Annotated in this window: 26 protein-coding genes; 16 read left to right on the top strand and 10 right to left on the bottom strand. The window is 67.4% G+C overall.

The window, feature by feature from the left end:
• Position 1 precedes the first annotated feature (1 nt).
• The 3 genes from HB681_RS10590 to HB681_RS10580 all read left to right on the top strand — a co-directional run bounded on the left by HB681_RS10590 (position 2) and on the right by HB681_RS10580 (position 2,920).
• Positions 2-997 carry a quinoprotein relay system zinc metallohydrolase 2 gene (locus HB681_RS10590; RefSeq protein WP_256734905.1) on the top strand — a complete coding sequence of 332 codons (996 nt, stop codon included), beginning with the start codon at positions 2-4 and terminating at the stop codon, positions 995-997.
• On the top strand, positions 994-1,860 hold the full coding sequence (locus tag HB681_RS10585; RefSeq protein WP_256734904.1) for a quinoprotein dehydrogenase-associated SoxYZ-like carrier: 867 nt from the start codon (positions 994-996) through the stop codon (positions 1,858-1,860). Before HB681_RS10590 ends, HB681_RS10585 begins: the two co-directional genes overlap by 4 nt.
• A gap of 166 nt (positions 1,861-2,026) precedes the next feature.
• Positions 2,027-2,920 carry an MBL fold metallo-hydrolase gene (locus tag HB681_RS10580; RefSeq protein WP_213954767.1) on the top strand — a complete coding sequence of 298 codons (894 nt, stop codon included), beginning with the start codon at positions 2,027-2,029 and terminating at the stop codon, positions 2,918-2,920.
• A gap of 131 nt (positions 2,921-3,051) precedes the next feature.
• Here HB681_RS10580 and HB681_RS10575 read toward each other — a convergent pair whose 3' ends face one another.
• Entirely contained in the window at positions 3,052-3,507 is a 456-nt protein-coding gene (locus tag HB681_RS10575; RefSeq protein WP_213954766.1) for a hypothetical protein, read from the bottom strand.
• A 343-nt stretch (positions 3,508-3,850) separates the two neighbouring features.
• Between HB681_RS10575 and HB681_RS10570 the strand changes: the two genes are divergently transcribed.
• The 6 genes from HB681_RS10570 (at position 3,851) to HB681_RS10545 (ending at position 10,980) form a co-directional block, all read left to right on the top strand.
• Positions 3,851-4,810 (top strand): LysR substrate-binding domain-containing protein, encoded by a 960-nt coding sequence (locus HB681_RS10570; RefSeq protein WP_213954765.1) that lies wholly within the window; start codon positions 3,851-3,853, stop codon positions 4,808-4,810.
• Positions 4,811-4,971: 161 nt separating this feature from the next.
• Complete coding sequence (locus tag HB681_RS10565) at positions 4,972-5,439, top strand: formate dehydrogenase subunit gamma (RefSeq protein WP_213954764.1); 468 nt, start codon at positions 4,972-4,974, stop codon at positions 5,437-5,439.
• Positions 5,436-6,992 carry a formate dehydrogenase beta subunit gene (locus HB681_RS10560; RefSeq protein WP_213954763.1) on the top strand — a complete coding sequence of 519 codons (1,557 nt, stop codon included), beginning with the start codon at positions 5,436-5,438 and terminating at the stop codon, positions 6,990-6,992. The genes HB681_RS10565 and HB681_RS10560 overlap by 4 nt, the downstream gene beginning before the upstream one ends.
• Positions 6,993-7,002: 10 nt before the next feature.
• Positions 7,003-9,870: a formate dehydrogenase subunit alpha gene (fdhF, locus tag HB681_RS10555; protein WP_213954762.1), complete on the top strand. Its 2,868-nt coding sequence runs from the start codon at positions 7,003-7,005 to the stop codon at positions 9,868-9,870.
• A gap of 2 nt (positions 9,871-9,872) precedes the next feature.
• Positions 9,873-10,763 carry a formate dehydrogenase accessory sulfurtransferase FdhD gene (gene fdhD / locus HB681_RS10550; protein WP_213954761.1) on the top strand — a complete coding sequence of 297 codons (891 nt, stop codon included), beginning with the start codon at positions 9,873-9,875 and terminating at the stop codon, positions 10,761-10,763.
• Positions 10,753-10,980 (top strand): formate dehydrogenase subunit delta, encoded by a 228-nt coding sequence (locus HB681_RS10545; RefSeq protein WP_213954760.1) that lies wholly within the window; start codon positions 10,753-10,755, stop codon positions 10,978-10,980. Before fdhD ends, HB681_RS10545 begins: the two co-directional genes overlap by 11 nt.
• Position 10,981: 1 nt before the next feature.
• On the opposite strand, the gene HB681_RS10540 is transcribed toward HB681_RS10545, so the two are convergent.
• The gene (locus HB681_RS10540) at positions 10,982-11,497 is read right to left on the bottom strand and encodes a DUF3016 domain-containing protein (RefSeq protein WP_213954759.1); all 516 of its coding nucleotides are present in this window, start codon (positions 11,495-11,497) and stop codon (positions 10,982-10,984) included.
• A 198-nt stretch (positions 11,498-11,695) separates the two neighbouring features.
• On the opposite strand from HB681_RS10540, the gene HB681_RS10535 reads away from it, so the two are divergent.
• Positions 11,696-12,103 (top strand): EF-hand domain-containing protein, encoded by a 408-nt coding sequence (locus HB681_RS10535; RefSeq protein WP_213954758.1) that lies wholly within the window; start codon positions 11,696-11,698, stop codon positions 12,101-12,103.
• 30 nt (positions 12,104-12,133) lie between these two features.
• Here HB681_RS10535 and pqqE read toward each other — a convergent pair whose 3' ends face one another.
• From pqqE to pqqA, 5 genes are all read right to left on the bottom strand, one after another.
• Positions 12,134-13,276 carry a pyrroloquinoline quinone biosynthesis protein PqqE gene (gene pqqE / locus HB681_RS10530; RefSeq protein WP_213954757.1) on the bottom strand — a complete coding sequence of 381 codons (1,143 nt, stop codon included), beginning with the start codon at positions 13,274-13,276 and terminating at the stop codon, positions 12,134-12,136.
• Positions 13,267-13,542: a pyrroloquinoline quinone biosynthesis peptide chaperone PqqD gene (gene pqqD, locus HB681_RS10525; protein ID WP_213954756.1), complete on the bottom strand. Its 276-nt coding sequence runs from the start codon at positions 13,540-13,542 to the stop codon at positions 13,267-13,269. The genes pqqE and pqqD overlap by 10 nt, the downstream gene beginning before the upstream one ends.
• Positions 13,539-14,282 (bottom strand): pyrroloquinoline-quinone synthase PqqC, encoded by a 744-nt coding sequence (gene pqqC / locus HB681_RS10520; protein ID WP_213954755.1) that lies wholly within the window; start codon positions 14,280-14,282, stop codon positions 13,539-13,541. Before pqqC ends, pqqD begins: the two co-directional genes overlap by 4 nt.
• 43 nt (positions 14,283-14,325) lie before the next feature.
• The gene (gene pqqB / locus HB681_RS10515) at positions 14,326-15,246 is read right to left on the bottom strand and encodes a pyrroloquinoline quinone biosynthesis protein PqqB (RefSeq protein WP_213954754.1); all 921 of its coding nucleotides are present in this window, start codon (positions 15,244-15,246) and stop codon (positions 14,326-14,328) included.
• Positions 15,247-15,341: 95 nt separating this feature from the next.
• Entirely contained in the window at positions 15,342-15,416 is a 75-nt protein-coding gene (pqqA, locus tag HB681_RS10510; protein WP_213954950.1) for a pyrroloquinoline quinone precursor peptide PqqA, read from the bottom strand.
• A gap of 306 nt (positions 15,417-15,722) precedes the next feature.
• Between pqqA and HB681_RS10505 the strand changes: the two genes are divergently transcribed.
• Both HB681_RS10505 and HB681_RS10500 read left to right on the top strand, forming a co-directional pair.
• Positions 15,723-17,084, top strand: coding sequence for a HAMP domain-containing protein (locus HB681_RS10505; RefSeq protein WP_213954753.1), 1,362 nt, complete (start codon positions 15,723-15,725; stop codon positions 17,082-17,084).
• On the top strand, positions 17,081-17,710 hold the full coding sequence (locus HB681_RS10500; RefSeq protein WP_345944657.1) for a response regulator: 630 nt from the start codon (positions 17,081-17,083) through the stop codon (positions 17,708-17,710). The genes HB681_RS10505 and HB681_RS10500 overlap by 4 nt, the downstream gene beginning before the upstream one ends.
• A gap of 24 nt (positions 17,711-17,734) precedes the next feature.
• On the opposite strand, the gene HB681_RS10495 is transcribed toward HB681_RS10500, so the two are convergent.
• The 3 genes from HB681_RS10495 to HB681_RS10485 form a co-directional block, all read right to left on the bottom strand.
• Positions 17,735-18,232 (bottom strand): hypothetical protein, encoded by a 498-nt coding sequence (locus HB681_RS10495; RefSeq protein ID WP_213954752.1) that lies wholly within the window; start codon positions 18,230-18,232, stop codon positions 17,735-17,737.
• Between the two features lie 85 nt (positions 18,233-18,317).
• Positions 18,318-19,103, bottom strand: a complete 786-nt coding sequence (locus tag HB681_RS10490; protein ID WP_213954751.1) for an HAD-IB family hydrolase — start codon at positions 19,101-19,103, stop codon at positions 18,318-18,320.
• Positions 19,100-21,202, bottom strand: a complete 2,103-nt coding sequence (locus HB681_RS10485) for a sigma-54-dependent Fis family transcriptional regulator (protein ID WP_213954750.1) — start codon at positions 21,200-21,202, stop codon at positions 19,100-19,102. The genes HB681_RS10490 and HB681_RS10485 overlap by 4 nt, the downstream gene beginning before the upstream one ends.
• A gap of 204 nt (positions 21,203-21,406) precedes the next feature.
• Between HB681_RS10485 and HB681_RS10480 the strand changes: the two genes are divergently transcribed.
• From HB681_RS10480 to paoC, 4 genes are all read left to right on the top strand, one after another.
• Positions 21,407-21,907: a dihydroneopterin aldolase gene (locus HB681_RS10480; RefSeq protein ID WP_256354002.1), complete on the top strand. Its 501-nt coding sequence runs from the start codon at positions 21,407-21,409 to the stop codon at positions 21,905-21,907.
• A 282-nt stretch (positions 21,908-22,189) separates the two neighbouring features.
• Complete coding sequence (gene paoA / locus HB681_RS10475; protein WP_213954749.1) at positions 22,190-22,834, top strand: aldehyde dehydrogenase iron-sulfur subunit PaoA; 645 nt, start codon at positions 22,190-22,192, stop codon at positions 22,832-22,834.
• On the top strand, positions 22,831-23,781 hold the full coding sequence (locus HB681_RS10470; protein ID WP_213954748.1) for a xanthine dehydrogenase family protein subunit M: 951 nt from the start codon (positions 22,831-22,833) through the stop codon (positions 23,779-23,781). The genes paoA and HB681_RS10470 overlap by 4 nt, the downstream gene beginning before the upstream one ends.
• 3 nt (positions 23,782-23,784) lie before the next feature.
• Positions 23,785-25,983 carry an aldehyde oxidoreductase molybdenum-binding subunit PaoC gene (paoC, locus tag HB681_RS10465; protein WP_213954747.1) on the top strand — a complete coding sequence of 733 codons (2,199 nt, stop codon included), beginning with the start codon at positions 23,785-23,787 and terminating at the stop codon, positions 25,981-25,983.
• Positions 25,984-25,991: the final 8 nt, after the last annotated feature.

The raw sequence follows: 25,991 nt of genomic DNA, 5'->3' as shown, positions 1-25,991 counted from the left end.
GATGCCGACATTCATGCGGCGTTGGATGCGGGGGCTGCGGGCCGCGATCCTGCTGTGCGCTGCCGTCGCTGTTGCGCAAGCTGCCGGGGCCGTGACGCCCCTGGCGGTCGTCGAGGTGAAGCCCGGCTTGTTCGTCCACACCGGCGCGCTGGAAGACTGGGCGCCCGCCAACGGCGGCGACGTGGCCAACCTCGGCTTCGTGGTTGGCAGCCGCTGCGTTGCGGTGATCGACACCGGAGGCACGCCCGCCGTCGGCCACGCGCTGAAAGCCGCGATCGACCGCGTGACGCCGTTGCCGGTCTGCTACGTCATCAACACGCATGCCCATCCCGACCACGTGCTGGGCAACGTGGCCTTCGCCGAGTCCAGCACGCCCGCCCCGCGCTTCGTGGCCAGCGCGCGCTTCACGCAGGCGCTGACCGCGCGCGAACCGTACTGGCTGAATTCGCTGAAACGCGACTTCGACATCACCCTGCCGCGCACCGCCATCGTGTACCCCGGCATCAGCGTCGACAAGACGATGCAGCTGGACCTCGGCGACCGCGTGCTCACGTTGCAAGCCTGGCCCACGGCGCACACCGACAACGACCTCACCGTGTACGACCAGCGCACCCGCACGCTGTTCGCGTCCGACCTGCTGTTCGTGCGGCACCTGCCGGCGCTCGATGGCAGCCTGCGTGGCTGGGTCTCCGTGATGGAGGACCTGAAGCGCGTGCCCGTCGACACCGTCGTGCCCGGGCACGGCCCGGTCGGCAATGAGTGGCCCGGTGCGATGGATGCGCAGGCTGCCTATCTCGGCGCCCTGCTGCGCGACACCCGCGCGGCCCTGCGCAAGCACCTGACGATCCAGCAGGCCGTCGACAGCATCGGCATCGCGCCCGGCACGCCCTGGCTGTTGACGGATCGCTTCCACAAGCGCAACGTCACGGCAGCGTACGCGGAACTGGAATGGGAAGACCCCGATACCGCCGAAGCGCCCAAGGCATCGAAGCCATGAACCAGCCGAAGAACCCCAGGTTTCCAGGACGCCCGTTGACGCGGCGCGCCGTGACCAGCAGCGCGTTGCTGGCCCTCGCACTGCCCATGCGGCAAGCGAGCGCGCAGATCAAGAGCGCCGACAACCCCGAGGCCAACCCGGTCTGGAAGAAGGTGCGCGCCAGCCTTTTCCAGTCGCGCCCGATCGCCGCCGCGAGCGAGGACGTGATCTCGCTGGTGGTGCCGGTGCGCGCCGAGGACGCGGCCATCGTGCCGATCGCGATCCGCTCGCGCATGCCGCAGACGCCGGAACGCTACATCGACAAGGTCTACCTGATCATCGACAACAACCCCTCGCCGATCTCCGCCATCTTCCATTTCACGCCACTGAGCGGACGCGCCGACATCGAGACCCGCGTGCGTGTCGACGAGTACACCCACATCCGGGCCATCGCCGAGACCAACGACGGCAAGCTGCAGATGGCGACGGCTTTCGTCAAGGCCTCCGGCGGCTGCTCCGCGCCGCCGGGCAAGGACGCGGAGGCCGCGCTGAAGACCCTTGGCCGCATGAAGCTGAGCCTCCAGGGGCCGGCCGACGGCGACAAGCCGCAACTCGCGCAACTGATGATCAGCCACCCCAACAACTCCGGCCTGGCGCTCGACCAGGTCACGCGCCTCTACACGCCCGCGCATTTCGTGCGACAGGTCAACATCACTTACGCGGGGCAGTCGGTGATGTCGGCCGACGTGGATTTCTCGATCAGCGAGAACCCGAACTTCCGCTTCTACTTCGTGCCCCGCGGGGACGGGGAATTGAAGGCGGAGGTGGTGGATTCGCGCGATCTGCAATTCGAAAGCACGCTGAAGTACCGGCGGCCCGAATGAGGCCGGAACACGCTCGCAAGGCCTTCGCCTGCGGCTTTCATCGATGATTCGGATGGGCTGGGCGCGGGTTGCATCGTGGGGCGTCGGGGTATTCGCCATCGCATGCGCAGCGCTCGCCACTGGTTGCTCGACACCTGGAACGGTCCAGCAGGCATCGACTCCACCCATGCCGTCCGCGCCGTCCGCGCAGGCGTACGTCGCCCCGAAGGCCGTCGAAGTCGGCCCCGGCGTCTTCATGATGCAGGGCGAAGCAGGCGCGGTCGATACGCGCAACCTCGGCCGCGTCGGCAATGCCGGGTTCATCGTTGGCGACACGGGCGTCCTGGCCATCGACACCGGCACCTCCTGGCGCAACGGCGAGGCGCTGCTCGCCACGATCCGGAGCGTGACCGACAAGCCGGTGCGGCTCGCGCTCATCACCCATGCGCAGAAGGACTTCCTCTTCGGCGCCGCCGCATTCCGCGAGCGCGGCATCCCGGTGCTCATGCATCGCAAGGCCGCCGACCTGATGGCGTCACGTTGCGAGCGCTGCCTGCGGGTGCTCAAGGAGACCCTGGGCGAAGAGGAAATGAAGGGCACCGTGATGTTCACGCCGGATCGGCAATTCGACGACACGCAAACACTCGACGCCATCGGCCGGCCCGTGCAAGTCTTCTACTTCGGGCACTCCAGCGGACCCGGCGACGTCGCGGTCCTCGACCCGCGCACCGGCGTGCTGTTCGCGGGCGGCCTGCTCGACCAGGCGCGCATTCCCGACGTGATGGACGGCGACATCGACGGCTGGCTCGTAGCGCTCGATGCGCTGCGCAAGCTGCCCATCCGGGTCATCGTGCCCGGCCATGGGCCGCGAACCACGGCAGCAGCCATCGACGCGCAGGTGCGCTACCTCACCCAACTGCGCACGCGCGTCTCGCAACTGTTGCAAGCCGGCACCGCGCTGAGCGAGGTGCCGAAGGCAGCGGCGCTGCCGGAGTTCGCGGACTGGGACCAGTACGAGACGCTGAATGCCAAGAATGCCTCGACGCTCTTCGTTCGCATGCAGCGGGAGCAATTGAACTGAATTGCGAATAGCGAGCGCCGCCCAGTCGTACGACTTTGCAATCAAGCGCAGAACAAGGCGGAGCGCCGCAGACAGTGCTGTAGCACGGCAAGGCGATCCAACGCAGTTATGCGTTTGATTGCGAAGTCGTATCAGGGGTCCAGCGACGCGTCGCGCGCCTGCATCGGCGTCGTGCGGCGGGCGCGTTGTACCAGCAGCCCCACCAGCACGATCGCGGCAGCAGAGCTCGTCATGCTGCCCGAGCTGGAGAGTTGTTGCACCAGGCTGTCGACGGTCTCGATGCTGACCTGCTGGGCATGGTGGACCAGCGCCATCATGTCGGCCGCACTGACGTTTCGCAGATCGTCGACGCGCACCTTCAGCTCATGCCCCGCGCTGCGAAACCGGATCTTGGCGAAAACGCCGTGCGCGATCGCGACGAGCGAGAGCACGCCAAGCGGCCGCAGCAGGGTCTCGACCAGATGGCAGCGCTCTTCCGCAGGCGCCGCTTCATAAACCTGCGCGACCAACGCCGGAATCTCCGTTTCCGATGCGGTTCCCGCGGAGGCCGGCGTACTGCCGATGGGATTCGGCCCAATGAACGTCATTTCTCTACCTCCTTTGCGTCAGGCTGCATCCCGCAGCGCGGACGGTATGAATCCGGCGGCACGTGCACGCCGCCGCAGACATGCATGGTCGTCCCTCTGCCTGAGCTGTTGCTGAGCGATACGTAAAGTCGCGGTGAATTTACGCAACGAGTCGCTGTTGCATTGGAGTCCTTCATCCGGCCGGATGTAAGAAGAACGTTCGCATGCGAAGCCGCAAGTGCGAACATGGCTGCGACCGCGGCGCATCGCAGCGTTGTCGCTGGCGAGCGCGTGTGCGGGGGTGCGCCCGCAGGTTGGCAGTAGATTCGGAACTCCCTGCAGCCCGTCGCGCACCGCCTCCCTCATGAACCTGTTCGTCTCCCTGAAGTACCTCGTCGCGCTCGACGACCATCGCCACTTCGGCCGCGCGGCACTGGCGTGCCGCGTCACCCAGCCGGCCTTGTCGAATGCGATCCGCGCGCTCGAAGAGAGCTTTGGCACCACCATCGTCAAGCGCGGCCGCAACTTCGCGGGCTTCACCGTCGAGGGCGCACGGATCCTCGAGAGCGGCCGGACGATGCTGCGCGAATACGAGATGCTGCAGCAGGACCTGCACAGCCGGGCCGACGCGCCGACCGGCAACCTCCTGATCGGCGCGGTGCCGACGGCCATGCCCATTGCCGGGCGCTTTGTCGCGATGCTGCAGGACCGCCATCCGGGCATCACGCCCGGCTTGCGCTCGATGAGTTCGGTCGAGCTCGAAACCGGCCTGGAGAGCATGGCACTCGACCTGGGGCTCGGCTACACGGAGCGCATCGACAGCGGACGCTTGCCGGTTCGCATCGTGCCGCAATACACCGAGCACTACTTCCTGCTGCGCAAGTCATCGCATGCCGGCAACCACAACGACAGTGGCGGGCTGCGGATCGGCCCGGCCGTGACCTGGCGCGAGGCCGCCGCGTTGCCCTTGTGCCTGTTGAGTTCCGAGATGCACAACCGCACGATCGTCGACCGCGCCTTTGCCGAGGCGGGCGTTGCGCCCAAGCCCGCGATCGAAACCAACTCGGTGCTGACGCTCGCACTGAGCGTGCGGGCCGGACGCGTGTCGAGCATCATGCCCGGCGCACTCGTGGACGAGGTGAAGGGCCATGGCGACCTGGAGGCGCAGCCGTTGACCAGTCCGACCGTCGAGGTGCCGATCGCATTCATGGTGCACGACACCAATCGACCTTCGCGCACCTTGCAGGCCGCGCTGTCGTTCGCAAGCGACCCGGCCTGGCTGAGCGAGGTGGCGCGGCACGCGGGCGCCCTGGGTCGTGCCTGAGGCACCCATGCAAACCCTCATTTCCCAAACGCATCGATTGATTCCCCGAATAAATTAGACCGCCGCGTTCGCTTGTTCGACACTCCGCGCCAAACGCACGAGTGAGTGAACAACGATGAAGCATGCATGCCGGTCGGTCCCGACAACGCCGCGGGGGCACGATGAGTGACGCGACACGCGTCGTACGCGAAGTGCTTGCGCAACGTGCAGGCGAGTCCGGCGCCTTGTTGCCGATCCTGCATGCGGTGCAGGACACGCTGGGCCATGTGCCGGCCAGCGCGGTCCCCGAGATCGCGGAAGCCCTGAACCTCTCGCGCGCCGAGGTCCACGGCGTCGTCACCTACTACCAGCACTTCCGCGACAAGCCGGCCGCACGCCATGTGGTCCAGATCTGCCGCGCCGAAGCCTGCCAGGCCATGGGCGCCGATGCCCTGGTCGCACATGCACAGCAGCGCCTCGGGTGCGCGATGCACGGCAACTCGCAAGACGGCGCGTTCACGCTGGAGCCGGTGTTCTGCCTCGGCCTCTGCGCATCGTCACCCGCGTTGATGCTCGACGACGAGCCGCATGCACGCATGACGCCAAAGTCCTTCGATGCACTGCTGGCCGATGCGAGGAGCGCAGGATGACCATCACCGTCTACATTCCGCGCGACTCCGCTGCGTTGGCGGTCGGCGCCGATCGCGTCGCACGCCGCATCGCCGAGGAAGCTGCGGCACGCGGCCTCGACATCCGCATCGTGCGCAACGGTTCGCGCGGCCTGTTCTGGCTGGAAGTCCTGGTGGAAGTTTCGACCGCCCTGGGCCGCGTCGCCTACGGCCCGGTGAGCGTCGCCGACGTCGGCGGCCTGTTCGATGCCGGCTTCACCGAAGGCGGCGCGCACGCGCTGTGTCATGGGTTGACGGACGACATTCCCTATCTGAAAAAACAGGAGCGCCTCACCTTCGCGCGCATGGGCGTCATCGATCCGCTGTCGCTCCCGGACTACCAGGCGCACGAAGGCTTTGCGGGACTGCGTGCGGCACTGGCCATGAGCCCGGCCGATGTCGTCCAGCAGGTGCTCGATTCGGGCCTGCGCGGCAGGGGCGGCGCCGCCTTCCCGGCCGGCATCAAGTGGAAGACGGTTCATGCGACCGAGGCCGCGCAGAAGTACGTTGTCTGCAATGCCGACGAAGGGGACTCGGGCACCTTCTCCGACCGCATGACGATGGAAGGCGACCCGTTCATGCTCATCGAAGGCATGACCATCGCCGGCATCGCGACGGGCGCGACCAAGGGCTATGTCTACGTGCGCTCCGAATACCCGCATGCCATCGCAACACTGAACGAGGCGATTCGCCTGGCCGAGGCCGCAGGCTTCCTCGGCGACGACATCCTCGGCTCCGGCCGGCGCTTTGCGCTCGAAGTCCGCAAGGGCGCGGGCTCCTATGTCTGCGGCGAGGAAACCGCGCTGCTCGAAAGCATCGAAGGCAAGCGCGGCATCGTGCGCGCCAAGCCGCCGCTTCCCGCCATCACCGGACTGTTCGGCCAACCGACGCTCATCAACAACGTCATCACGCTGGCCAGCGTGCCCCTGATCCTGGCGCGTGGCGCGGCGTTCTACCGCGACTTCGGCGTCGGCCGTTCGCGCGGCACGCTGCCGATGCAGTTGGCCGGCAACATCAAGCGTGGCGGACTGGTCGAGAAGGCCTTTGGCGTCACGATGCGCGAACTGCTCTACGACTACGGCGGCGGCTCGGCCGCGGGTCGACCGATCAAGGCGGTGCAGGTCGGTGGACCGCTTGGCGCCTACCTGCCCGAGTCACAGTGGGACGTGCCGCTCGACTACGAGGCCTATGCCGCCATCGGCGGCACGGTCGGGCACGGTGGCATCGTGGTCCACGACGACACGGCCGACCTGTCGAAGCTGGCGCGCTACGCGATGGAATTCTGCGCCATTGAGTCCTGCGGCAAGTGCACGCCGTGCCGCATCGGCTCCACGCGCGGGGTCGAGGTCATCGACAAGATCCGCGCCGACCAGAACCGGGCGCAGCAGGTGATCCTGTTGCGCGACTTGTGCAACACGATGGTCCATGGTTCGCTGTGCGCGATGGGCGGCATGACGCCGTTCCCGGTGCTCTCGGCGCTGGATCATTTCCCGCAGGACTTCGGTCTTGTGGTTCCCGATCGCGAAGCGGCTTGAGAGGCAAGACATGTTGGACCATCTGAAAGAAACCGACTGGGGCACGCCCAAGCGCGAGTCCGGGCGCGAAGTCACGCTGGAGATCGACGGCACCGAGATCACGGTCCCCGCCGGCACCTCGCTCATGCGCGCCGCCGTCGACGCGGGCATCAAGGTGCCCAAGCTCTGCGCCACCGACAGCCTCGAGCCTTTCGGCTCGTGCCGCCTGTGCCTGGTCGAGATCGAGGGTCGCAAGGGCTTCCCGGCCTCCTGCACCACGCCGGCCGAGCCCGGCATGAAGGTCCGCACCCAGACACCCAAGCTGCAGGAACTGCGCAAGGGCGTGATGGAGCTCTACATCTCCGACCATCCGCTCGACTGCCTGACCTGCTCGGCCAACGGCAACTGCGAGTTGCAGGACATGGCCGGCGTCACCGGTCTGCGCAACGTGCGCTACGGCTTCGACGGCGCCAACCACATCCACAGCCAGAAGGACGAGTCGAACCCGTACTTCACCTACGACCCGTCGAAGTGCATCGTCTGCAACCGCTGCGTGCGCGCCTGCGAGGAAACGCAAGGCACCTTCGCGCTGACGATCAGCGGCCGCGGCTTCGAGTCCCGCGTGTCGCCCGGGCAGGACGAGCCCTTCATGGAATCCGAGTGCGTGAGTTGCGGCGCCTGCGTCGAGGCCTGTCCCACCGCCACGCTGCAGGAAAAGTCCGTGATCTGGCTCGGCCAGCCGGAGCACAGCGTCATCACCACCTGCGCCTACTGCGGCGTCGGCTGCGGCTTCAAGGCCGAGATGAAGGGCAACGAGGTCGTGCGCATGGTGCCGTGGAAGGACGGCAAGGCCAACGAGGGCCACTCCTGCGTCAAGGGCCGCTTCGCCTGGGGCTATGCAACGCATCAGGACCGCATGCTCAAGCCGATGATCCGCGCGAAGATCACCGACCCTTGGCAGGAAGTGAGCTGGGAAGTGGCGCTGAACCACGCAGCCAGCGAGTTCAAGCGGCTGCAGGGCAAGTACGGCAAGGACTCCATCGGCGGCATCACCTCCTCGCGCTGCACCAACGAGGAAACCTATCTCGTGCAGAAGCTGGTGCGTGCCGCCTTCGGCAACAACAACGTCGACACCTGCGCACGCGTGTGCCACTCGCCGACCGGCTACGGGCTCGGCCAGACGCTGGGCACCTCGGCCGGCACGCAGACCTTCAAGTCGGTCGAGAAGGCCGACGTGATCATGGTGATCGGCGCGAACCCGACCGATGGGCATCCGGTGTTCGCGTCGCGCATGAAGAAGCGGCTGCGCCAGGGCGCGAAGCTGATCGTGGTCGATCCGCGCCGCATCGACATGGTGAAGTCGCCGCATATCCGCGCCGAGCATCACCTGCAACTGAAGCCGGGCACCAACGTGGCAGTGATCACGGCGATGGCGCACGTGATCGTCACGGAGGGACTGGTCGCCGAGGACTACGTGTCCGGGCGCTGCGACCCCAAGTCCTTCGGTGAATGGCGCGAGTTCGTCGCCCGCTCCGAGAACTCGCCCGAGGCGATGCAGGCCGCCACCGGCGTGCCGGCCGCCGAACTGCGCGCCGCCGCCCGCCTCTATGCCAACGCGGGCAACGGCGCCATCTACTACGGCCTGGGCGTGACCGAGCACAGCCAGGGCTCGACCATGGTGATGGGCATCGCCAACCTCGCCATGGCCACCGGCAACGTCGGCCGCGAAGGCGTCGGCATCAACCCGTTGCGCGGCCAGAACAACGTGCAGGGCTCCTGCGACATGGGCTCGTTCCCGCACGAGTTGCCGGGCTACCGCCACGTGTCGGACAGCATCACGCGGGCATCGTTTGAGGCCGCCTGGGGCGTGGAGATCAACCCCGAGCCGGGCCTGCGCATCCCCAACATGTTCGACGCGGCGCTGACCGGCAGCTTCAAGGGCCTCTACTGCGAAGGCGAGGACATCGTGCAGTCCGACCCGAACACGCAGCATGTGGCCGAGGCCATGATGGCGATGGAATGCGTGGTGGTGCAGGACCTGTTCCTCAACGAGACGGCGAAGTACGCGCACGTGTTCCTGCCCGGCTCCTCCTTCCTCGAGAAGGACGGCACCTTCACCAACGCCGAGCGCCGAATCTCGCGCGTGCGCAAGGTGATGCCACCGAAGGCCGGCTATGCCGACTGGGAGGTGACGGTGAAGCTGGCGCAGGCGCTCGGCTATCCGATGGACTACACCAGTCCCGAGCAGATCATGGACGAGATCGCCGCGCTCACGCCGACCTTCAGCGGCGTCAGCTATCGGCGCCTCGACGAACTCGGCAGCATCCAGTGGCCCTGCAATGCCGCTGCACCCGATGGCACGCCGACCATGCACATCGACAAGTTCGTGCGCGGCAAGGGCCGGTTCATCATCACGCAGTACGTCGCCACCGACGAGAAGGTCACGCGCAAGTTCCCGTTGCTGCTGACCACCGGCCGCATCCTGTCGCAGTACAACGTGGGCGCACAGACGCGGCGCACGCCCAACAACCAGTGGCACAGCGAGGACCGGCTGGAGATCCACCCGCACGATGCCGAGGAGCGCGGCATCAAGGACGACGACTGGGTCGGCATCCAGAGTCGTGCCGGCGAAACCGTGCTGCGCGCCGTCGTCTCCGAGCGCATGCAGCCCGGCGTGGTCTACACCACCTTCCACTTCCCGGAATCGGGCGCCAACGTGATCACCACCGACAACTCGGACTGGGCCACCAACTGCCCCGAGTACAAGGTGACCGCGGTGCAGGTCATGCCGGTCATGCAGCCTTCGGCATGGCAGCGCGAGTACAGCCGCTTCAACGAGGTGCAGCAAGCCTTGCTGCAGGCGCGCACCGAATCCGGCGAAACCATTCCGGCCAAATGACCATGCTCGCCACCGACGAACCCCTCATCACCGCGCAGCCCGGCAACGACGAGCCGGCTTTTTGCGAAGGCGCGCGCTCCCTGCCCGTGCGCGGCTTTCGTGCGGGGCAGCACTTCGCCGTCCAGGACTGGGTCGCGGACGAAGTGCCCGTGGCCCTGGAATACAACGGCGTCTCGCATGCCGTGATGCTGGCCACGCCGCTGGACCTGGAGGACTTCGCGTTGGGCTTCTCGCTCAGCGAAGGCATCCTCGATGCGCCGCATGAACTGTTCGCCGTCGAAGAGGAACGCTCGGAGATGGGCATCACGCTGCATCTGCAAGTGGCGAGTGGCCCCTTCGCGCGCCTCAAGGAGCGCAGGCGCACGCTCACCGGCCGCACCGGCTGCGGACTCTGCGGCACCGAGAGCCTGGAGCACGTGGCCCGCAACCTGCCCGTGTTGTCGACCCATGCCACGTGGCGCCGCGAGGCCATCGGCCGCGCCATGTCGCAGTTCTGCGAGTTGCAGACGCTGCAGCAGGCGACGGGTGCGGTACATGCGGCCGCATGGTGTTCGGCACAGGGCGAGGTCATGTGGCTGCGCGAGGATGTGGGGCGGCACAACGCCCTCGACAAGCTGATCGGCGCGCTGGCATCGAACGGCATCGACGCGTCCACCGGCTTCATCGCCGTCACGAGCCGCGCCAGCTTCGAGATGGTGCAGAAGACGGCGATGGCCGGCGTCTCGCTGCTCGCGGCCGTCTCGGCGCCGACCTCTTTCGCGGTGGCCACGGCGCGGAAGGCGCGCATGACGCTGGTCGGCTTCGCACGCAAGCAGGACCTGGTCGTCTATTGCCATGGCGAGCGCTTGTCACTCGATGAAGCGGCAGCAGCAGGAGCCGACCATGCACGTTGACGCCCTGGTGCGCATGGCCAACCAGATCGGCCTGTTCTTCGAGGCCATGCCCGATCGCGCCGAGGCGCTGGAAGGCGTGGCGCTGCATCTCAAGAAGTTCTGGGAGCCTCGCATGCGGCGCTCCCTGCTGGCGCATGTCGACGATGACGGCGGCGCCGGGTTGAACGGCATGGTGTCGGAAGCGATCCGGCAGCATCGGCAGACGCTGCAGCCCTGAACTAATCGCTCCCCGCACTTTCGTGCCGGCCCACGATCCTGGCGAACCAGGCATCGAGCATCGGCTTCTCGTAGCGCAGGCGGTCGGAGCCCGGATAGGTGTTGGTCACCATCAGGTAGTTCATGTCGACCAGGCGGTCCTCACCGGTTGCGAGCACCTGGTCGCCGCGCTTCAAGGTGTAGGCCAGCTTGATCCGGGGCCAGGTGATGTCGCGCAGGATGCGGACGTCGTGCCCCGTGCGCGCATGCCACGGCTCGAACCAGCCCGCGAGGTCGATGTCGCGAACGTCGATCGTGAGCGTCTCGTCGCGCGGCAGACCGCGTTCCGCCAGTCGCCCAAGGTGTCGCGCGATGTCGTGCTGCACTTCCGCACGGTCCGTCTCGTTCGCAAAGGCGCGGGTATACGCGGCGTCCGTGTAATGTTCCGGCTCGGTGAAATTGACCACCACGTCGGCATGGGCCGCGGTCGCCGCAATGGCCAGCAAGCCGGCCGGGAAGAGGCTCAACAATGGATGCATGGCATGCCCCTCGATAAGGCGAGGCCGGTTGGAGATGCCATGGACATCGGCAGTTCCCGGGCCCTTGGTCGCCACCCTAGCGCCTTACCGTGTGATCCGGATGATCCGGCAGCGTCCGACGCGCACATGCGGCGCATGCCCGACACGATCGTTGCGTCCACGCCCCTATGGTGCGTCCGATGTACTAAGGTGTCGGCCATGAAAACACTCCTCTCAGCTCTCGCGATCTCGATGATGCCCTTCGCAGCCTTGGCCGCAGGCGCACAGCCCACGGAAGCCGAAATCGCGGCGGCCTTCAAGCAGGCGGACCCTGACAACGACGGCACGGTCAGTCGGGCCGAGGCCCGGAAGTTCGGCATCAGCCGCGCAGCCTTCGAACAGGCCAATCCGGACAAGGACGGTACGCTGGACATCAAGGAATTCATGGCGGCCATCACCTGGCAGTTCAACAAGGCGAACCCTGACAACGACGGCACCCTCGATCCCAAGGAAGCGGCGAAGGCCGGTATCAAGAACAAGAAGACTTTCGACCAGGCCAACCCGGACAACGACGGCACGCTGGACCTTGCGGAATACCTTCGCGCATTGACCCTCAAGGCCAAATAGCGCTATCGCCCTCAGGCGCTCACGCTTGCCTCAGCGCACCGGCGCGGACTCGCTCAGCCGCCTCGAATTCGCCGGCTCGCGGAACACCAGCGGATGCTCCACCGCCTGGGCCGGCGTCAATCTGCCCGCCTTCTCAACGGCCTCTTCCACGAGATGATGGTGTGGGCTCTTGAAGCATGCCGGGTCCGCGACCGCCGGATCGTTGGCCAGCAGGTAGGCCTGGCAGCGGCAGCCGCCCAGGTCCTGCTCCTTGAACTCGCAGGATGAACAGGGCTCCTTCATCCAGCCCGTACCCCGGTAGCGATTGAAGCCCTCGGACTCGAACCATATGTGGCGCAGGTCATGGTCGCGCACGTTCGGGAAGCTCAGGCCCGGCAGCATCTTCGCGGTATGGCAAGGCAAAGCCGTGCCGTCGGGCGCCACCGTGAGGAACATGTTGCCCCAGCCGTTGACGCACTTCTTCGCCTTGCCCTCGTGGTAGTCCGGCGCGACGAAGAAGATGCGCATGCGCTCGCCCATCCTGGCGCGCCAGGCGTCGGTGGTCTGCTCCGCGCGCTTCAACTGCTCGTGCGTCGGCAGCAACTGGTCGCGGTTGAGGAAGGCCCAGGAGTAGTACTGCGTGTTGGCCAGTTCCAGGTACTCGGCGCCGATGTCGGCCGCCATGCCGATGATGCGATCGATGTGGTCGATGTTCATGCGGTGGATCACCACGTTCAGCACCATCGGCCAGCCCTGGTCCTTGATGAGCTTGGCGACGCGGCTCTTGAGGTCGAAGGTCTTGGTGTGCGACAGGAAGTCGTTCATCTCCTTTGTCGAGTCCTGGAAGGACAACTGCACATGGTCGAGCCCCGCGGCCTTCAGCGCCGCGGCGCGCGCCGCGGTCAGCCCGACGCCGGAGGTCAGCAGGTTGGTGTAATAACCGAGCCGATGCGCCTCTGCCACGATCTCTTCCAGGTCGTCTCGCACGAGCGGTTCGCCGCCGGAGAGGCCCAGTTGCACGGCGCCGAGTTCGCGTCCCTGCCGCAACACGCGCATCCAGTCTTCGGTGGTGAGTTCTTCCTCCTGCCGCGCGAAGTCGACCGGGTTGAAGCAGAACACGCAATGCAGCGGGCAGCGATAGGTCAGTTCGGCCAGCAGCCACAGCGGCGGCCCGGGCGTCGCGTTCAGTCCCATGCCAGCCACCGTTGCTTGCCGGCCATTTCGATGAAGGCCAGCACGTCCTTGTCCAGCCCCTGCATCGAGAAGGCCGTCTCCAGTTCGCTCACGATGTCGGCGATGGTCCGCTCACCGTCGCAGCGCTTCATGATCTCGCCACCGCTCTGGTTGAGCTTGACCATGCCCTCTGGATACAGCAGCACATGCGCGTTCTGCGCCGGCTCCCATTGCAGGCGGAAACCGGCGCCGACCCGCGGCGAGCTGTCGCCTGTCGGAGCGTTCATGCGGTGACTCCGTACTTCAGCGCCATCGCATCGTTCATGGCCCACAGGATGTCGAGCTTCAACTGCAGCACCTCCAGTGCCCGCTCTTGCATGGGCCGCGTCGTGAAGTGCGCGAGCGTGATCGCGAGGCCTTGCTCCACGTCGCGCCTCGCCTGGCTCACGCGGTTGCGGAAGTACGCCATGCCCTCCGGTTCGATCCAGGGATAGTGCTCGGGCCAGGTGGACAGTCGCTGCTTGTGGATCTCGGGCGCGAACAGTTCGGTCAGCGAGGAGCAGACGGCCTCCTGCCACGGCGCACGCCGTGCGAAGGTCACGTACGCATCGACCGCGAAGCGCATCGCGGGCGCGACGTGGCGCAGGTCCAGCACTTCCTCGCGGCTCAGGCCCACGGCGGTGGCGAGGCGCAGCCAGGCTTCCACGCCGCCTTCGTCGCGGATGCCGTTCAACTCGAAGCCGTCATGGTCGAGGATGCGCTGCACCCAGCCCCTGCGCACCTCGGGGTCGGGGCAGTTGGACAACACGGCTGCATCCTTGATCGGGATCGAGATCTGGTAGTAGAAGCGGTTGGCCACCCAGCCGCGCACCTGCTCCGGCGTGGCGCGGCCGGAGTTGAGCATCACGTTGAAGGGGTGGTGGATGTGATAGGCCCGGCCGCGCTCGCGCAACTTCGCTTCGAACTGCTCGCGCGTCCATGCCTGCGATGCAGGGATGCCGGAAACGTCAGGGGGGGTCTGGGTCATGTCGGTATGTCTCGCATTCGGCGAATCTTGCGCTTTTGCTGGATCAGATGCGGATCAGCATGTCGTCCTCGCAAACCTCGACGCCGGCACGCTTGAGCGTGGCGCGCTCGTCCGAGTCTTCATCGAGGATTGGATTGGTGTTGTTGATATGGATCAGCATTCTTCGCGTACGTTCCGGCAGTTTCGCCAGCCACTCCAGCATGCCGCCCGGCCCCGACTGCGGCAGGTGGCCGATGTCGCGAGCCGTCTTCTGGCTCAGGCCCATGCGCGGCATCTCGTCGTCGGTCCAGAAGGTGCCGTCGACCATCACGGCGTCGGCGCTGTTCATGGCATCGAACACCGCTGTCGTGATCTGCCCCAGGCCCGGCGCATAGAACACCTGCTTGCCGCTGTGCGCATCGGAGATCAGCATGCCGATGTTGTCGCCTTCGACCGGGTTGTCGCGGTGCGGCGAATACGGCGCGGCCTTGCTCGACAGCGGCAAGGCACGAAAGCTCAGGTTTGCAACGCCTGGCACGCTGAACGTGTTGCCGTCCAGCGCGATGCGATGCCGGTCCACGCCGCAGTAGTGCCCCAGCACGGCCAGCACCGGGTTGCCGCTGCGCAAGTCTTCTTCGACCGGATCGGTGCACCACAGCGGCAGCGGGGACGTTCGTTCGCGCAGCATGAACAGGCCGGTGGCGTGGTCGATCTGGCCATCCATCAGGACCACGCCGGCAATCGCCGTATCGCGCAGGGTGCGCGCGGGTTGCAGCGCCCGCTTGCTGCGGATCTGTTCCAGGATGTCAGGGGAGGCGTTGAACAGCACGCCGTCGTCGCCGTCGTCGGGCTGCACGAAGATCGACGACTGCGTGCGCGCCTTGGCCTTCAGGGTACCGGCGCGCAGGCCGGCGCAGTTGCGGCAATTGCAGTTCCACTGCGGGAATCCGCCGCCGGCAGCCGAACCCAGGACGGTGATGCGCATGGCCGGAATTCAGTACGAAAAAGGAAAGAAGGGAGCCCGGAAGACAACAAGCCCCGCGGGCCAGGCCAGCGGGGCTTGAACTTGCGCAGCCCGGCTCAACGGGCAGCGACGTACATCGTGATTTCGAAGCCGAAGCGGAAGTCTTGAGCGGTCGGGGTTTCCCATTGCATAAGCAGTCTCCTTTGCGCAGTTGCACGGCCACCGACTGGCGGTCGCGGGGATGTTTCGAGTCCCATGGCGTATGGTCCACCCGCCCGCGCCATCGGTACAGCCCGTCGATCATGATTCCCGCCTCATGATTTTCATGAATCGAGCCGGGTCACACGGCAGCCCGGGCAAGCCGCTACCATCGCGCGGGTGTCTGCTTCCTCTGCTTCCATCACAACCCCGAGCGCCGCGCCGGGCCGCCCCAAGCAAGCTCACGCCCCCTCGGGGGGCAGCGAGGACACGAAGTGCCGAGCGTGGGGGCGACATCCATGAGCCTTCGCCTGAAGATCAACCTGATCGTCGTTGCACTGACCTTCGTCTTCGCGTCCGCCATCCTCGCGCTGGAGTTGCGCAGCATGCGCGAATCCGTGCATGAGGAGACCGCAGCCGCCAACCGCGTCGCCTCGCTGCTGCAAGGCCAGGCGTTGCGCTACGCGGCACAGGGCACGCCCGCGATGCTCGCGTTCCTCCAGAGCATCGGGCGGATCCGCTCCAACGACCTCACGCTGTTCGATGCGCAGGGGCGCGAGCTCTATCGCTCCCCTCCTCCCACCTACAAGGCCGGGCGCGACGCGCCGGATTGGTTCAGCGCGCTCGTCGGGCCGACGACAGCGGAGCAGTCGATCCTGTTTCCCGACGGCAAGCTTGTGGTGCAGGCGAACCCCTCGCGTGCCGAAGTCGATGCGTGGGACTACATGTCGAGCCTCGCAATCGGTGCGCTGGTGTTCCTGGTGGTGGTCAACGGGCTGGTGTTCTGGCTGGTCGGTCGGGCCGTGCGCCCGCTGGGCCAGATCGTGCATGCGCTGAACCAGGTGCAGGGCGGCCGCTTCGACACGATGCTGCCGCCGCTCGCAAGCACCGAGGCGGCAGCCATCGGCGCGGCCTTCAACCACATGGTGCGCGACCTGCAGGGCCACATCGAGACCGAACGTCGCGCCATCCGCGCCGAGTCCCAGTTGTCCGACAGCCGCGAGCTTTCGCGCTGGATCGACAAGCACATCGAAGCCGAGCGCCGCATGATCGCGCGCGAACTGCACGACGAACTCGGCCAGTCGGTCACGGCGATGCGCAGCATGGCGCTGTCGATCGCCTCGCGCGTGCGCTCGCTCGACCCGCAGTCCGAGCAGGCGGCCCGCCTCATCGCCGACGAGTCCTCGCGCCTGTACGACGCGATGCACGGCATCATTCCGCGCCTGACGCCGCTGGTGCTGGACAACTTCGGCCTGGCCGAAGCGCTCAACGACCTCGTCGAGCGCACGCAGCGCACCCAGCCCGACGTGCAGATCGCCCTCGACGTCGACCTGGCCGATGCGGTGCTGGGCGCAGACGCCTCGCTGGCCCTCTACCGCGCGGCCCAGGAAGGCATCACCAATGCGATGCGCCATGGCCAGGCCGCCCGGCTTCGACTGACACTGCAAAGCAGCAACGGCGAAGTGCGGCTGGAACTCGTCGACGACGGCGCCGGCTTCGCCCCCGAGGACTTGCAGCGCAGCGGACACCACGGCCTGCGCTGGCTGGCCGAACGGGTGCAGGCACTCGGCGGCGCCTTCGAGATCGACAACGTACAACCCCACGGTGCGCGCCTGCAGGTGCGCGTGCCGGCAGTGGGCACCAAGGAGACGACAACGTGATCCGTGTGATGCTGGCCGACGACCACGCCCTGGTGCGCATGGGCTTCCGCATGCTGCTGTCCGACGCCCAAGTCGAGGTGGTGGCCGAAGTGGACACCGGCGAGCAGGCCTGCGCCGAGTACGCCCGGGTCAAGCCCGACGTGGTGGTGATGGACCTCTCGATGCCCGGCATCGGCGGCCTGGAGGCCGTGCGACGCCTGCTCGCGCAAGATCCGAAGGCGCGCGTGCTGGCCCTGTCCGCCTACGAGGACACCGTGCACCCACGCCGCGTGCTGCGCGCCGGCGCGCTGGGCTACCTGACCAAGCGCAGCGCACCCGACGCGCTGATCGCCGCCGTGACCGCCGTCGCGCGCGGTCAGCGCTACGTCGATGCCGGCACGGCACAGGCCATGGCGCTCGCGCAGCTCGAAGGCGACGCCAGTCCGGCGGACACGCTGAGCGAGCGCGAGTTCTCGGTGTTCATCCAGCTGGCGCGCGGCCAGAGCGTGGCGCAGATCGCCGAGACGCTGAGCCTGTCGCCGAGCACGGTGGGCACGCACCTCTATCACGTGAAGCAGAAGCTGGGGGCGAGCAACCAGTCAGAGCTGACGCTGGTGGCGCTGCGGTGGGGGTTGATCCAGGCTTGAGGTGCGTTCCCGCACGGCGACCCATCACACCGGAAATGGGATGCCTGCGATGGCCTTGACGGTCAAGGAGAACACGGGCTCGCCCTCCTCTGAAGCTTTGGATTGCGAAAAACCAACCACGAAATAGGGGCTGGAACTCGACAGCCTGGTGTTCGCGGCTACAAATGCGAAGCACATCAGAAACTCGCTTTCGTACCGGCGCGCTTCGACGCCGAAATCAATGGTGAGCAGTCGCCACGCGCCTTCGCCCCTGAGGAACGGTGCGATGAGCTGTACTGCTCGTCCACCCAGGTAAGCCCTGCTCTGGACCACCGCAATGGCCTTCGCGACGCCGAGGGGGTTGGGACGATCGCCTTCTTCCGGAACCATGATTTCCGTCTGGTCGGCAAGGGTCGCCTTCCACTCGTCGTGGGGCGCCATCGCCGAAAGCCGGCTGACGCGAACAAACTCGCCAAGTTGCGTCGGAAATCGTCTGGCTTGCGCCGCCCCTTCGGTCGCGACGGTACGTGTGTGGAGTGTCATGGTGCTCTCGAAGGATTGAAAGCACTCAATCTATCGGGCGTCGCCGGCCTCCGAACTCCGGTTCTTGCTCTGGAATCTCGTCGATTCAGCCACCGCCCCCACTCGCCGGAAGATGGCTCGCGGTTGTCTCAATGAAAGCCGCCGCGCCCCAGTCCAATATCGGCCAACCCGCCCGCAGCGCATGCGCGCGCAATCGATCATCGGGGCTGACCGCCACGGGATGGGAGACAGCCGCGAGCAGCGGCAGGTCGCTCATTGCATCGGAGTAGAACCAGCTCTGCGCGAAATCGGCCAGGCGGTTGCCCAACCCTGGCGGCCGCCGCGCCAGCCACTCCGTCACCCGGCTCACCTTGTGATGCCGGAAGCACGGCTCGCCGTCGATCTCGCCGGTGAACGCAGCATCGGGCAAGCCGTCCACGGTGGCGGGCCGCGTCGCCACCAGTTCATCGATGCCAAACAGCCGCGCAATCGGCCAGGCAATCAACTCCGTGGTCGCCGTGACGATGGCGCACAAGTCGCCGTTCGCCCGGTGCCGCTCGACCACGGCCAGGCTCGATGCCGGAATGCGTGGCGCCATGTCCACCTCGAACTCGCGTTGCCATTGCGCCAGCGTCGCCCGCGGCACCGGCAGCAAGGGCTGCATGTTGGACCGATGCATCGCATGGATGTCGAGCGTACCGGCCACGTAGAGCCGGCAGAAAGCCAGGTGGCGTTCCTCCGCATCGGCCGGCAGGCGGCCATGCCGCATCAGGAAGCGGATCCACGCGGTGCCGCTGTCGAACGGAATCAGCGTGTGGTCGAGGTCGAACAGCGCCAGGTTGCCCGACGGCTTGCCGGCGGCCGCGTCGGCCTCGTCTTCACGCCCGCTCACGCACCCAGCTCTGGATGCGAGACCTCGATCTGCAGCTTGTGGATCTTGCGGTAGAGGGTGTTGCGGCTGATGTCCAGCGCCTTGGCCACGTTGCTCACGTTCCAGCGGTGCTGCTCCAGCATCTGCAGCAGCAGTTGCCGCTCGTTGGCCTGGATGGGGTTGAGCCTGGCCGATGCATGCGCGTCATCGTGCTGGACGTTGTGCGCTGCGGTGGCCTGCGCATCGGCAGCCGGCATCGGCGCCACCATTCCCGCGCGCTCGCCGCCCAACTGGGGCAAATGCTCTGCGTCATGCGGCGCATGCAGGTTGACGGCCAGCGCGGGCAGGTGCGCGCGCGTGATCGGCTCGCCATCGGCCAGCGCCGCCGCCGTGCGCAGCACATGCCCGAGTTGGCGCACGTTGCCCGGCCAGTTGTGCGCCATCAGCATGCGCTCCGCCTCGGCACTCAGCACGGCGTCGCTGCCGCCTTCGGTGGCCAGCATGCCGCGGATCAGCGAGAGCTTGTCGCTGCGCTCGCGCAGCGCCGGCAGCTGCACCTCGATGCCGGCGAGCCGGTAGTAGAGGTCTTCGCGGAAGCGGCCATCGCGCACCAGTGTCGGCAGGTGGCGATGGCTGGCGCTGATGAGCTGGAAGTCGACCGCATGGCTTTCCTCCGTGCCCAGCGGCGTGACGCGGCGCTCGTCCAGCACCCGCAACAGGCGCGACTGCAACTCCAGCGGCATGTCGGCGATCTCGTCGAGGAACAGCGTGCCGCCGTCGGCCTGCTGGATCTTGCCGCGGCGCCCTGACTTTTGCGCGCCGGTGAACGCGCCGGCGCAGTAGCCGAAGAGTTCGGATTCGATCAGCGCCTCCGGCAGGCTCGCGCAGTTGATGGCGACGAAGGCGCCAGAAGCCTGCGGGCTTCCCTCGTGCAGCGAGCGCGCAAAGACCTCCTTGCCGGAGCCCGTCTCACCGCACAGCAGCACCGGCGTGCCGCGGGCGATCACGCGCCGGGCAACCTCCAGTTGCGCGGCCAGGCGCGGGTCGTCGAAGACGAAGGCCGCCGCCGGGGCGCGCCGGGCCAGCGGGCGGACGGCCCGGGACCGCGACAGCGCCAGCGATCCGCCGCCTGACGACGGCGTGCTGCTCGCCGACGACGGCAAGCACAGCGCGTCCGCGGCCGAGGCCGGGCGCCGCGCCACCGCGAAGAAGCGTGACGCCGCGTTGGTCCTGTAGGTCACGACCGGATGGAAGGAAGAGGAAGCGCTGCGCTGCAGCATGTCCGGCAACGAGGTCTGGAACAGGTCCTCGATGCGCCGCGAGCGGATCTCGTCCATCGACTGCAGGCCCAGCTGGAACAAGGCGCTGCGATTGGCGGCCAGCACGCGCCCGTCGTCGTCCACCGCCAGCTTGCCCTCGTGCAGCGTGTAGACGAATTCGGGGCGGCTGTGGAAATGCAGCGGGTGGGCGTTGCGGAACTGGTGATCGATCAGGCGGTTCTCGATCATCCGCGCCGTCATCGTCAACAGCACCAGCAGGTGCTGCTGCATCAGGCTGGAACGGCTCGTGACATCGAGCGCCGCGACGATGTTGCCAGCCGGGTCGCACACCGGCACCGCCGAACAGGTCAGCTGCGTGAACTGGGTGTAGAAGTGGTCCTCGCGCTGCACGCAGATCGGACTGGCCGCCGCCAGGCAGGTGCCCATGCCGTTGGTGCCGGCTTCGGTCTCGCTCCAGATGCCGCCGGCGCGCAAGCCCAGCGGGCCGACTTCGGCCGCGAACTCCGGCGAGGACACCATGTGCAGGATCACGCCATCGGTGTCGGTCAACAGCACGGCCATCTCGGTATCGGCCAGTTGCTGGTAGAGCGTGGTCATTTCGTAGCGCGCGCACTCCAGCACCGCGGTGTGGCGGGCGCGCCGCTCCTCGAGCAGCACGCGACCCATCACGGCCGGCTCGCGCGGCTTGTCGGGCCGCAGGTTGTACTGGTTCAGGCAGCGTATCCAGGAGAGCGTGACCACGTCATCGCTGCGCTCCGGGAATCCACCGCGGACCACTTCCAGAACTCGATTGGCGTGGGCATCCGCCGGATGTCCCGCATTGCGCACCGTCAGCACCATCGACGTCTCCAGCCCGGCGTCGATTTGCGCCGGTCCGACGATTCTGTAACGCAGTGGCGGCAGAACGCAACGGGGTGTGCACGGGGGCGCGCAATTTCCCATCGAGCGCCCCACGCGATGCGTGGCCTGGATTTTGCGGATCCACGATCCATTGCATAGGGAAATCTTCCCGACCACCATCGCTTCACAGAGGAAGGCGCCCCCTTGGAAACGAGCATTTCTTCATTCACCCCGCCCTCCGGCGCCCCCGCGCAACTGCCCGACCTGGCCGCCATGGATGTGATCTTCATCGAGGGATTCATCGGCGACACGGTGATCGGCATCCACGAGACGGAGTTGCACCGCCCCCAGCCCCTGGTCATCGACGTGCACATGGGCCTGCCCCGCGCACGCGCCTGCGAGACCGACCGCATCGCCGACACGATCGACTATGGCGAGGTCTGCCAGCGCCTGCGCGGCCTGATGGCCGACCACCAATTGCAACTGCTGGAAGCCTTCGCCGAAGCCATCGCGGAGATCGCGATCGGCGAATTCGGCGCGTGCTGGGTCCGGGTCAAGGTGGTCAAGCCGCGCAAGTTCAGCGATGTGAGCGCCGTCGGCGTGCAGATCGAGCGACGTGCGCCGCCGCCCGAGGCGCCGCTGTCGCGCGCCGGGGCCGTGCTGCGGCTGATCGGCTCCGGCATGGTGCCGGACGGCAAGCGCTGACGGACCGTTCGCCGACCGCGGGATGGCTGATGTGCGCCATGCGTCCCCCGCGCAACCCGGGCGCTGCGCCGCGGGCATGACACTGTGTCACCCTGCCCGGGGCTGAACCGGACATTGTGTGAGCCGCTGCGGCCTTGCAAGCGCCCCGCCCTGCCCTGCGAAGGCCCGCACCTACAGGTCTTGCCAAAGTCGGCTGTCAACCCGCGCCCGTCGGCGGCGTGACGGTCACCTGCGGCGCGAATTGCGCCAGAAGTCCGGCCCCGACCGACGAAGGAACACCACATGACCCACCCCGATGAGTTCACGATCTCCCGGCGCGGCCTGCTGAAGGCAGGCGCTGCCACCGCGTCGGTACCGGCAATGGCCGCAGCCATGCCCGCCGCCGCGGCGCCGGCCCGCAATGCAGGCGACCCCGCCCCCATGGCCGTGACGCTGATCGTCAACGGCAAGCCGCAGCGCCTGGTGATCGATACCCGCACCACCCTGCTCGACGCCCTGCGCGAGCACCTGCACCTCACCGGCACCAAGAAAGGCTGCGACCACGGCCAGTGCGGCGCCTGCACGGTGATGGTCGACGGCCGCCGCATCAATTCCTGCCTGACGCTGGCCGTGATGCACGAAGGCGCCAGGGTCACGACCATCGAAGGCCTCGGCCAGCCCGGCAACCTGCACCCGCTGCAGGCGGCCTTCGTCAAGCACGACGGCTACCAGTGCGGCTACTGCACGCCGGGCCAGATCTGCTCGGCCGTGGGCATGCTCGATGAAATGGCGCAGGGCATTCCGAGCCACGCCACCGTCGACCTGACGGGCACGCCGCAGATGTCGACCGCGGAGTTCCGCGAGCGCATGAGCGGCAACATCTGTCGCTGCGGCGCCTACAGCAACATCACCGACGCGATCGCGGATGTTGCGGGGCTGAAGACATGATGGCCTTCAGCTACGAACGCGCCGCCTCGCCCGCGCAGGCGGTGGAGGCCGCGGCCCGCACACCGGGTGCGCGCTTCATCGCTGGCGGCACCAACCTGCTCGACCTCATGAAGCTGGAGATCGAGACGCCCCGGCACCTGGTCGACGTCAACGGCCTGGGCTTCGACAAGATCGAGGCGACGCAGGACGGTGGCCTGCGCATCGGCGCGCTGGTGCGCAACACCGACCTGGCCGCGGATGCGCGCGTGCGGCGCGACTACGGCGTGCTCTCGCGCGCGCTGCTGGCAGGCGCCTCGGCGCAGCTGCGCAACAAGGCGACCACCGCCGGCAACCTGCTGCAACGCACGCGGTGCCCCTACTTCTACGACACCAACCAGGCCTGCAACAAGCGCAAGCCCGGCAGCGGCTGCGCGGCCATGGGCGGCATCAGCCGGCAGCTGGCGGTGGTGGGCGCGAGCGACGCCTGCATCGCCACGCATCCGAGCGACATGGCGGTGGCGATGCGTGCGCTGGACGCGAGCGTCGAAACCATGCGCCCCGGCGGCCTGCGCCGCACCATCCCGATCGCGGATTTCCACAAGCTGCCCGGCGCCACGCCTCACATCGAGACCGCCCTGCTCCCCGGCGAGTTGATCACCTCGGTCAGGCTGCCGGCGCCGGTGGGCGGCAAGCACATCTACCAGAAGGTGCGCGACCGGGCTTCCTATGCCTTCGCGCTGGTGTCGGTCGCGGCCATCGTCCAGCGCGACGGCACGGGACGTGTCGCTCTCGGCGGTGTCGCACCGAGGCCCTGGCGCGACGACACCGCGGACGCGCAAATGCCACGCGGCGCCAGCGCCGTTGCCGCAGCCCTGCTCGCCGGCGCCCGGCCCACCGAACAGAACCAGTTCAAGCTGACGCTGGTCGAGCGCACGCTCGACGCGGTGCTCACGGACGCCAGGAGCTGAGGCATGAAATTCGACACCCCCGCCACCACCAACCCGATCGACCAGCTCAAGGTCGTCGGCCGTGCGACGGACCGCATCGACGGCCCTCTCAAGACCACCGGCACCGCGCCCTATGCCTACGAACGGCACGACGTGGCGCCCCGTGCGGCCTACGGCTACATCGTCGGCTCCGCGGTCGCCAAGGGCCGCATCAATGCCATCGACCAGGGCCGCGCCAAGGCCGCGCCCGGCGTGATCGCCATCGTCACCTACGAGAACGCCGGCAAGCTGGGCAAGGGCAGCCTGAACGCCGCGAAGCTGCTGGGCGGCCCCAACGTCGAGCACTACCACCAGGCCATCGCGCTGGTGGTGGCCGAGAGCTTCGAGCAGGCGCGCGCCGCCGCGGCCCTGGTCAAGGTCGACTACGCCGCGGCCGATGGCGCCTTCAACCTGGCCCAGGCCAGGCGTTCCACGGAGCGCAAGACCACCGACAGCAACAAGACCGTCGGCGACTTCTCGACCGCCTTCGCCAGCGCCGAGGTGAAGCTGGATGAGACCTACACCACCCCGGACCAGTCGCACTCGATGATGGAGCCCTTCGCGACGACCGCCGAGTGGGACGGCGACAAGCTGACCATCTGGACCTCCAACCAGATGATCGCGTGGAACACCCGCGACCTGGCCGCGACGCTGGACATGCCGAAGGAGAAGGTCCATGTGATGTCGCCCTACATCGGCGGCGGCTTCGGCGCCAAGCTGTTCCTGCGCGCCGACGCGGTGCTGGCCGCCCTCGGCGCGCGCATGGCGAAGCGCCCGGTCAAGGTCGCGATGCAGCGGCCGATGATGGCCAACAACGCCACGCATCGCCCGGCCACCATCCAGCGCATCCGCCTGGGCGCGACGAAGCAGGGCAAGCTCACGGCGATCGCGCACGAGAGCTGGTCGGGCAACCTCGCCGGCGGCAAGCCCGAGAACGCGGTGCAATGCACGCAGCTGCTCTACGCTGGCGAGAACCGCCTCACCGGCACGCGGCTGGCGATGCTCGACCTGCCCGAAGGCAACGCCATGCGCGCGCCCGGCGAGGCGCCGGGGCTGATGGCGCTGGAGATCGCCATCGACGAACTGGCCGAGAAGCTCGGCGTCGACCCGATCGAGCTGCGCGTGCTGAACGACACGCAGGTCGACCCGGCCAAGCCCGAGCGCAAGTTCTCGCAGCGCCGCCTGATCGACTGCATGCACATCGGTGCGGAGAAATTCGGCTGGTCGCAGCGCAGCGCCCGGCCCGCCAACCGGCGCGAAGGCCGCTGGTGGATCGGCACCGGCATGGCGGCGGCTTTCCGCAACAACCAGGTGATCAAGTCTGGCGCGCGCGTGCGCCTGGACGGCGACGGCCGCATCACCGTGGAAACCGACATGACCGACATCGGCACCGGGAGCTACACCATCATCGCGCAGACCGCCGCCGAGATGATGGGCGTGCCGCTGGAGCGCGTCTCGGTGCGGCTTGGCGATTCGAGCTTTCCGGTGTCTTCGGGCTCGGGCGGGCAGTTCGGCGGCAACAGTTCCACCGCGGGCGTGTATGCGGCTTGCGTGAAGTTGCGCGAGGCGATCGCGCAGCGCGCCGGCCTCGATGCCGCGAGCGCCAGCTTTTCCGATGGACTGGTGCAGGCTGGCGGGCGCAGCGTGCCGCTCACGCAGGTGGCGGGCAACGGCCCCATCGAGGCCGAGGACAGCATCGAGTTCGGCGATCTGGGCAAGCAGTACCAGCAGTCCACGTTCGGCGCGCACTTCGTCGAGGTGGCAGTGGACGCGTACACCGCAGAAGTCCGCGTGCGCCGCATGCTGGCCGTGTGCGCCTCGGGCCGCATCCTCAACCCGAAGACGGCGCGCAGCCAAGTCATCGGCGCGATGACGATGGGCGTGGGTGCGGCGTTGATGGAGGAGCTTGTGGTCGACACGCGGCTCGGCTACTTCGTCAACCACGACCTGGCCGGCTACGAGGTGCCGGTGCATGCCGACATCCCGCACCAGGAAGTGATCTTCCTGGACGAGACAGACGCGATCTCCTCGCCGATGAAGGCCAAAGGCGTCGGTGAACTGGGCATCTGCGGGGTTGGTGCGGCGGTGGCGAATGCGGTCTACAACGCCACCGGCGTGCGGGTGCGCGACTACCCGGTGACGCTGGACAAGCTGTTGGCGAAGATGCCTGCGCTGGGGATCTGAGGCAGCTG

Origin of the sequence: Variovorax sp. dw_954 (assembly GCF_018449755.1) — a bacterium.
In the GTDB taxonomy this organism is placed as follows: Bacteria; Pseudomonadota; Gammaproteobacteria; order Burkholderiales; family Burkholderiaceae_C; genus Variovorax.
Note: the sequence above shows the minus strand (reverse complement) of the source record. Positions and strands in the feature narration are given on the sequence as shown.

Excerpts from the sequence above, each read along its gene's own strand:
- HB681_RS10590 (WP_256734905.1), top strand. The coding sequence starts at position 2 with ATGCCGACATTCATGCGGCGTTGGATGCGGGGGCTGCGGGCCGCGATC.
- HB681_RS10585 (WP_256734904.1), top strand. The coding sequence starts at position 994 with ATGAACCAGCCGAAGAACCCCAGGTTTCCAGGACGCCCGTTGACGCGG.
- HB681_RS10580 (WP_213954767.1), top strand. The coding sequence starts at position 2,027 with ATGCCGTCCGCGCCGTCCGCGCAGGCGTACGTCGCCCCGAAGGCCGTC.
- HB681_RS10575 (WP_213954766.1), bottom strand. The coding sequence starts at position 3,507 with ATGACGTTCATTGGGCCGAATCCCATCGGCAGTACGCCGGCCTCCGCG.
- HB681_RS10570 (WP_213954765.1), top strand. The coding sequence starts at position 3,851 with ATGAACCTGTTCGTCTCCCTGAAGTACCTCGTCGCGCTCGACGACCAT.
- HB681_RS10565 (WP_213954764.1), top strand. The coding sequence starts at position 4,972 with ATGAGTGACGCGACACGCGTCGTACGCGAAGTGCTTGCGCAACGTGCA.
- HB681_RS10560 (WP_213954763.1), top strand. The coding sequence starts at position 5,436 with ATGACCATCACCGTCTACATTCCGCGCGACTCCGCTGCGTTGGCGGTC.
- fdhF (WP_213954762.1), top strand. The coding sequence starts at position 7,003 with ATGTTGGACCATCTGAAAGAAACCGACTGGGGCACGCCCAAGCGCGAG.
- fdhD (WP_213954761.1), top strand. The coding sequence starts at position 9,873 with ATGCTCGCCACCGACGAACCCCTCATCACCGCGCAGCCCGGCAACGAC.
- HB681_RS10545 (WP_213954760.1), top strand. The coding sequence starts at position 10,753 with ATGCACGTTGACGCCCTGGTGCGCATGGCCAACCAGATCGGCCTGTTC.
- HB681_RS10540 (WP_213954759.1), bottom strand. The coding sequence starts at position 11,497 with ATGCATCCATTGTTGAGCCTCTTCCCGGCCGGCTTGCTGGCCATTGCG.
- HB681_RS10535 (WP_213954758.1), top strand. The coding sequence starts at position 11,696 with ATGAAAACACTCCTCTCAGCTCTCGCGATCTCGATGATGCCCTTCGCA.
- pqqE (WP_213954757.1), bottom strand. The coding sequence starts at position 13,276 with ATGGGACTGAACGCGACGCCCGGGCCGCCGCTGTGGCTGCTGGCCGAA.
- pqqD (WP_213954756.1), bottom strand. The coding sequence starts at position 13,542 with ATGAACGCTCCGACAGGCGACAGCTCGCCGCGGGTCGGCGCCGGTTTC.
- pqqC (WP_213954755.1), bottom strand. The coding sequence starts at position 14,282 with ATGACCCAGACCCCCCCTGACGTTTCCGGCATCCCTGCATCGCAGGCA.
- pqqB (WP_213954754.1), bottom strand. The coding sequence starts at position 15,246 with ATGCGCATCACCGTCCTGGGTTCGGCTGCCGGCGGCGGATTCCCGCAG.
- HB681_RS10505 (WP_213954753.1), top strand. The coding sequence starts at position 15,723 with ATGAGCCTTCGCCTGAAGATCAACCTGATCGTCGTTGCACTGACCTTC.
- HB681_RS10495 (WP_213954752.1), bottom strand. The coding sequence starts at position 18,232 with ATGACACTCCACACACGTACCGTCGCGACCGAAGGGGCGGCGCAAGCC.
- HB681_RS10485 (WP_213954750.1), bottom strand. The coding sequence starts at position 21,202 with ATGGTGCTGACGGTGCGCAATGCGGGACATCCGGCGGATGCCCACGCC.
- paoA (WP_213954749.1), top strand. The coding sequence starts at position 22,190 with ATGACCCACCCCGATGAGTTCACGATCTCCCGGCGCGGCCTGCTGAAG.
- HB681_RS10470 (WP_213954748.1), top strand. The coding sequence starts at position 22,831 with ATGATGGCCTTCAGCTACGAACGCGCCGCCTCGCCCGCGCAGGCGGTG.
- paoC (WP_213954747.1), top strand. The coding sequence starts at position 23,785 with ATGAAATTCGACACCCCCGCCACCACCAACCCGATCGACCAGCTCAAG.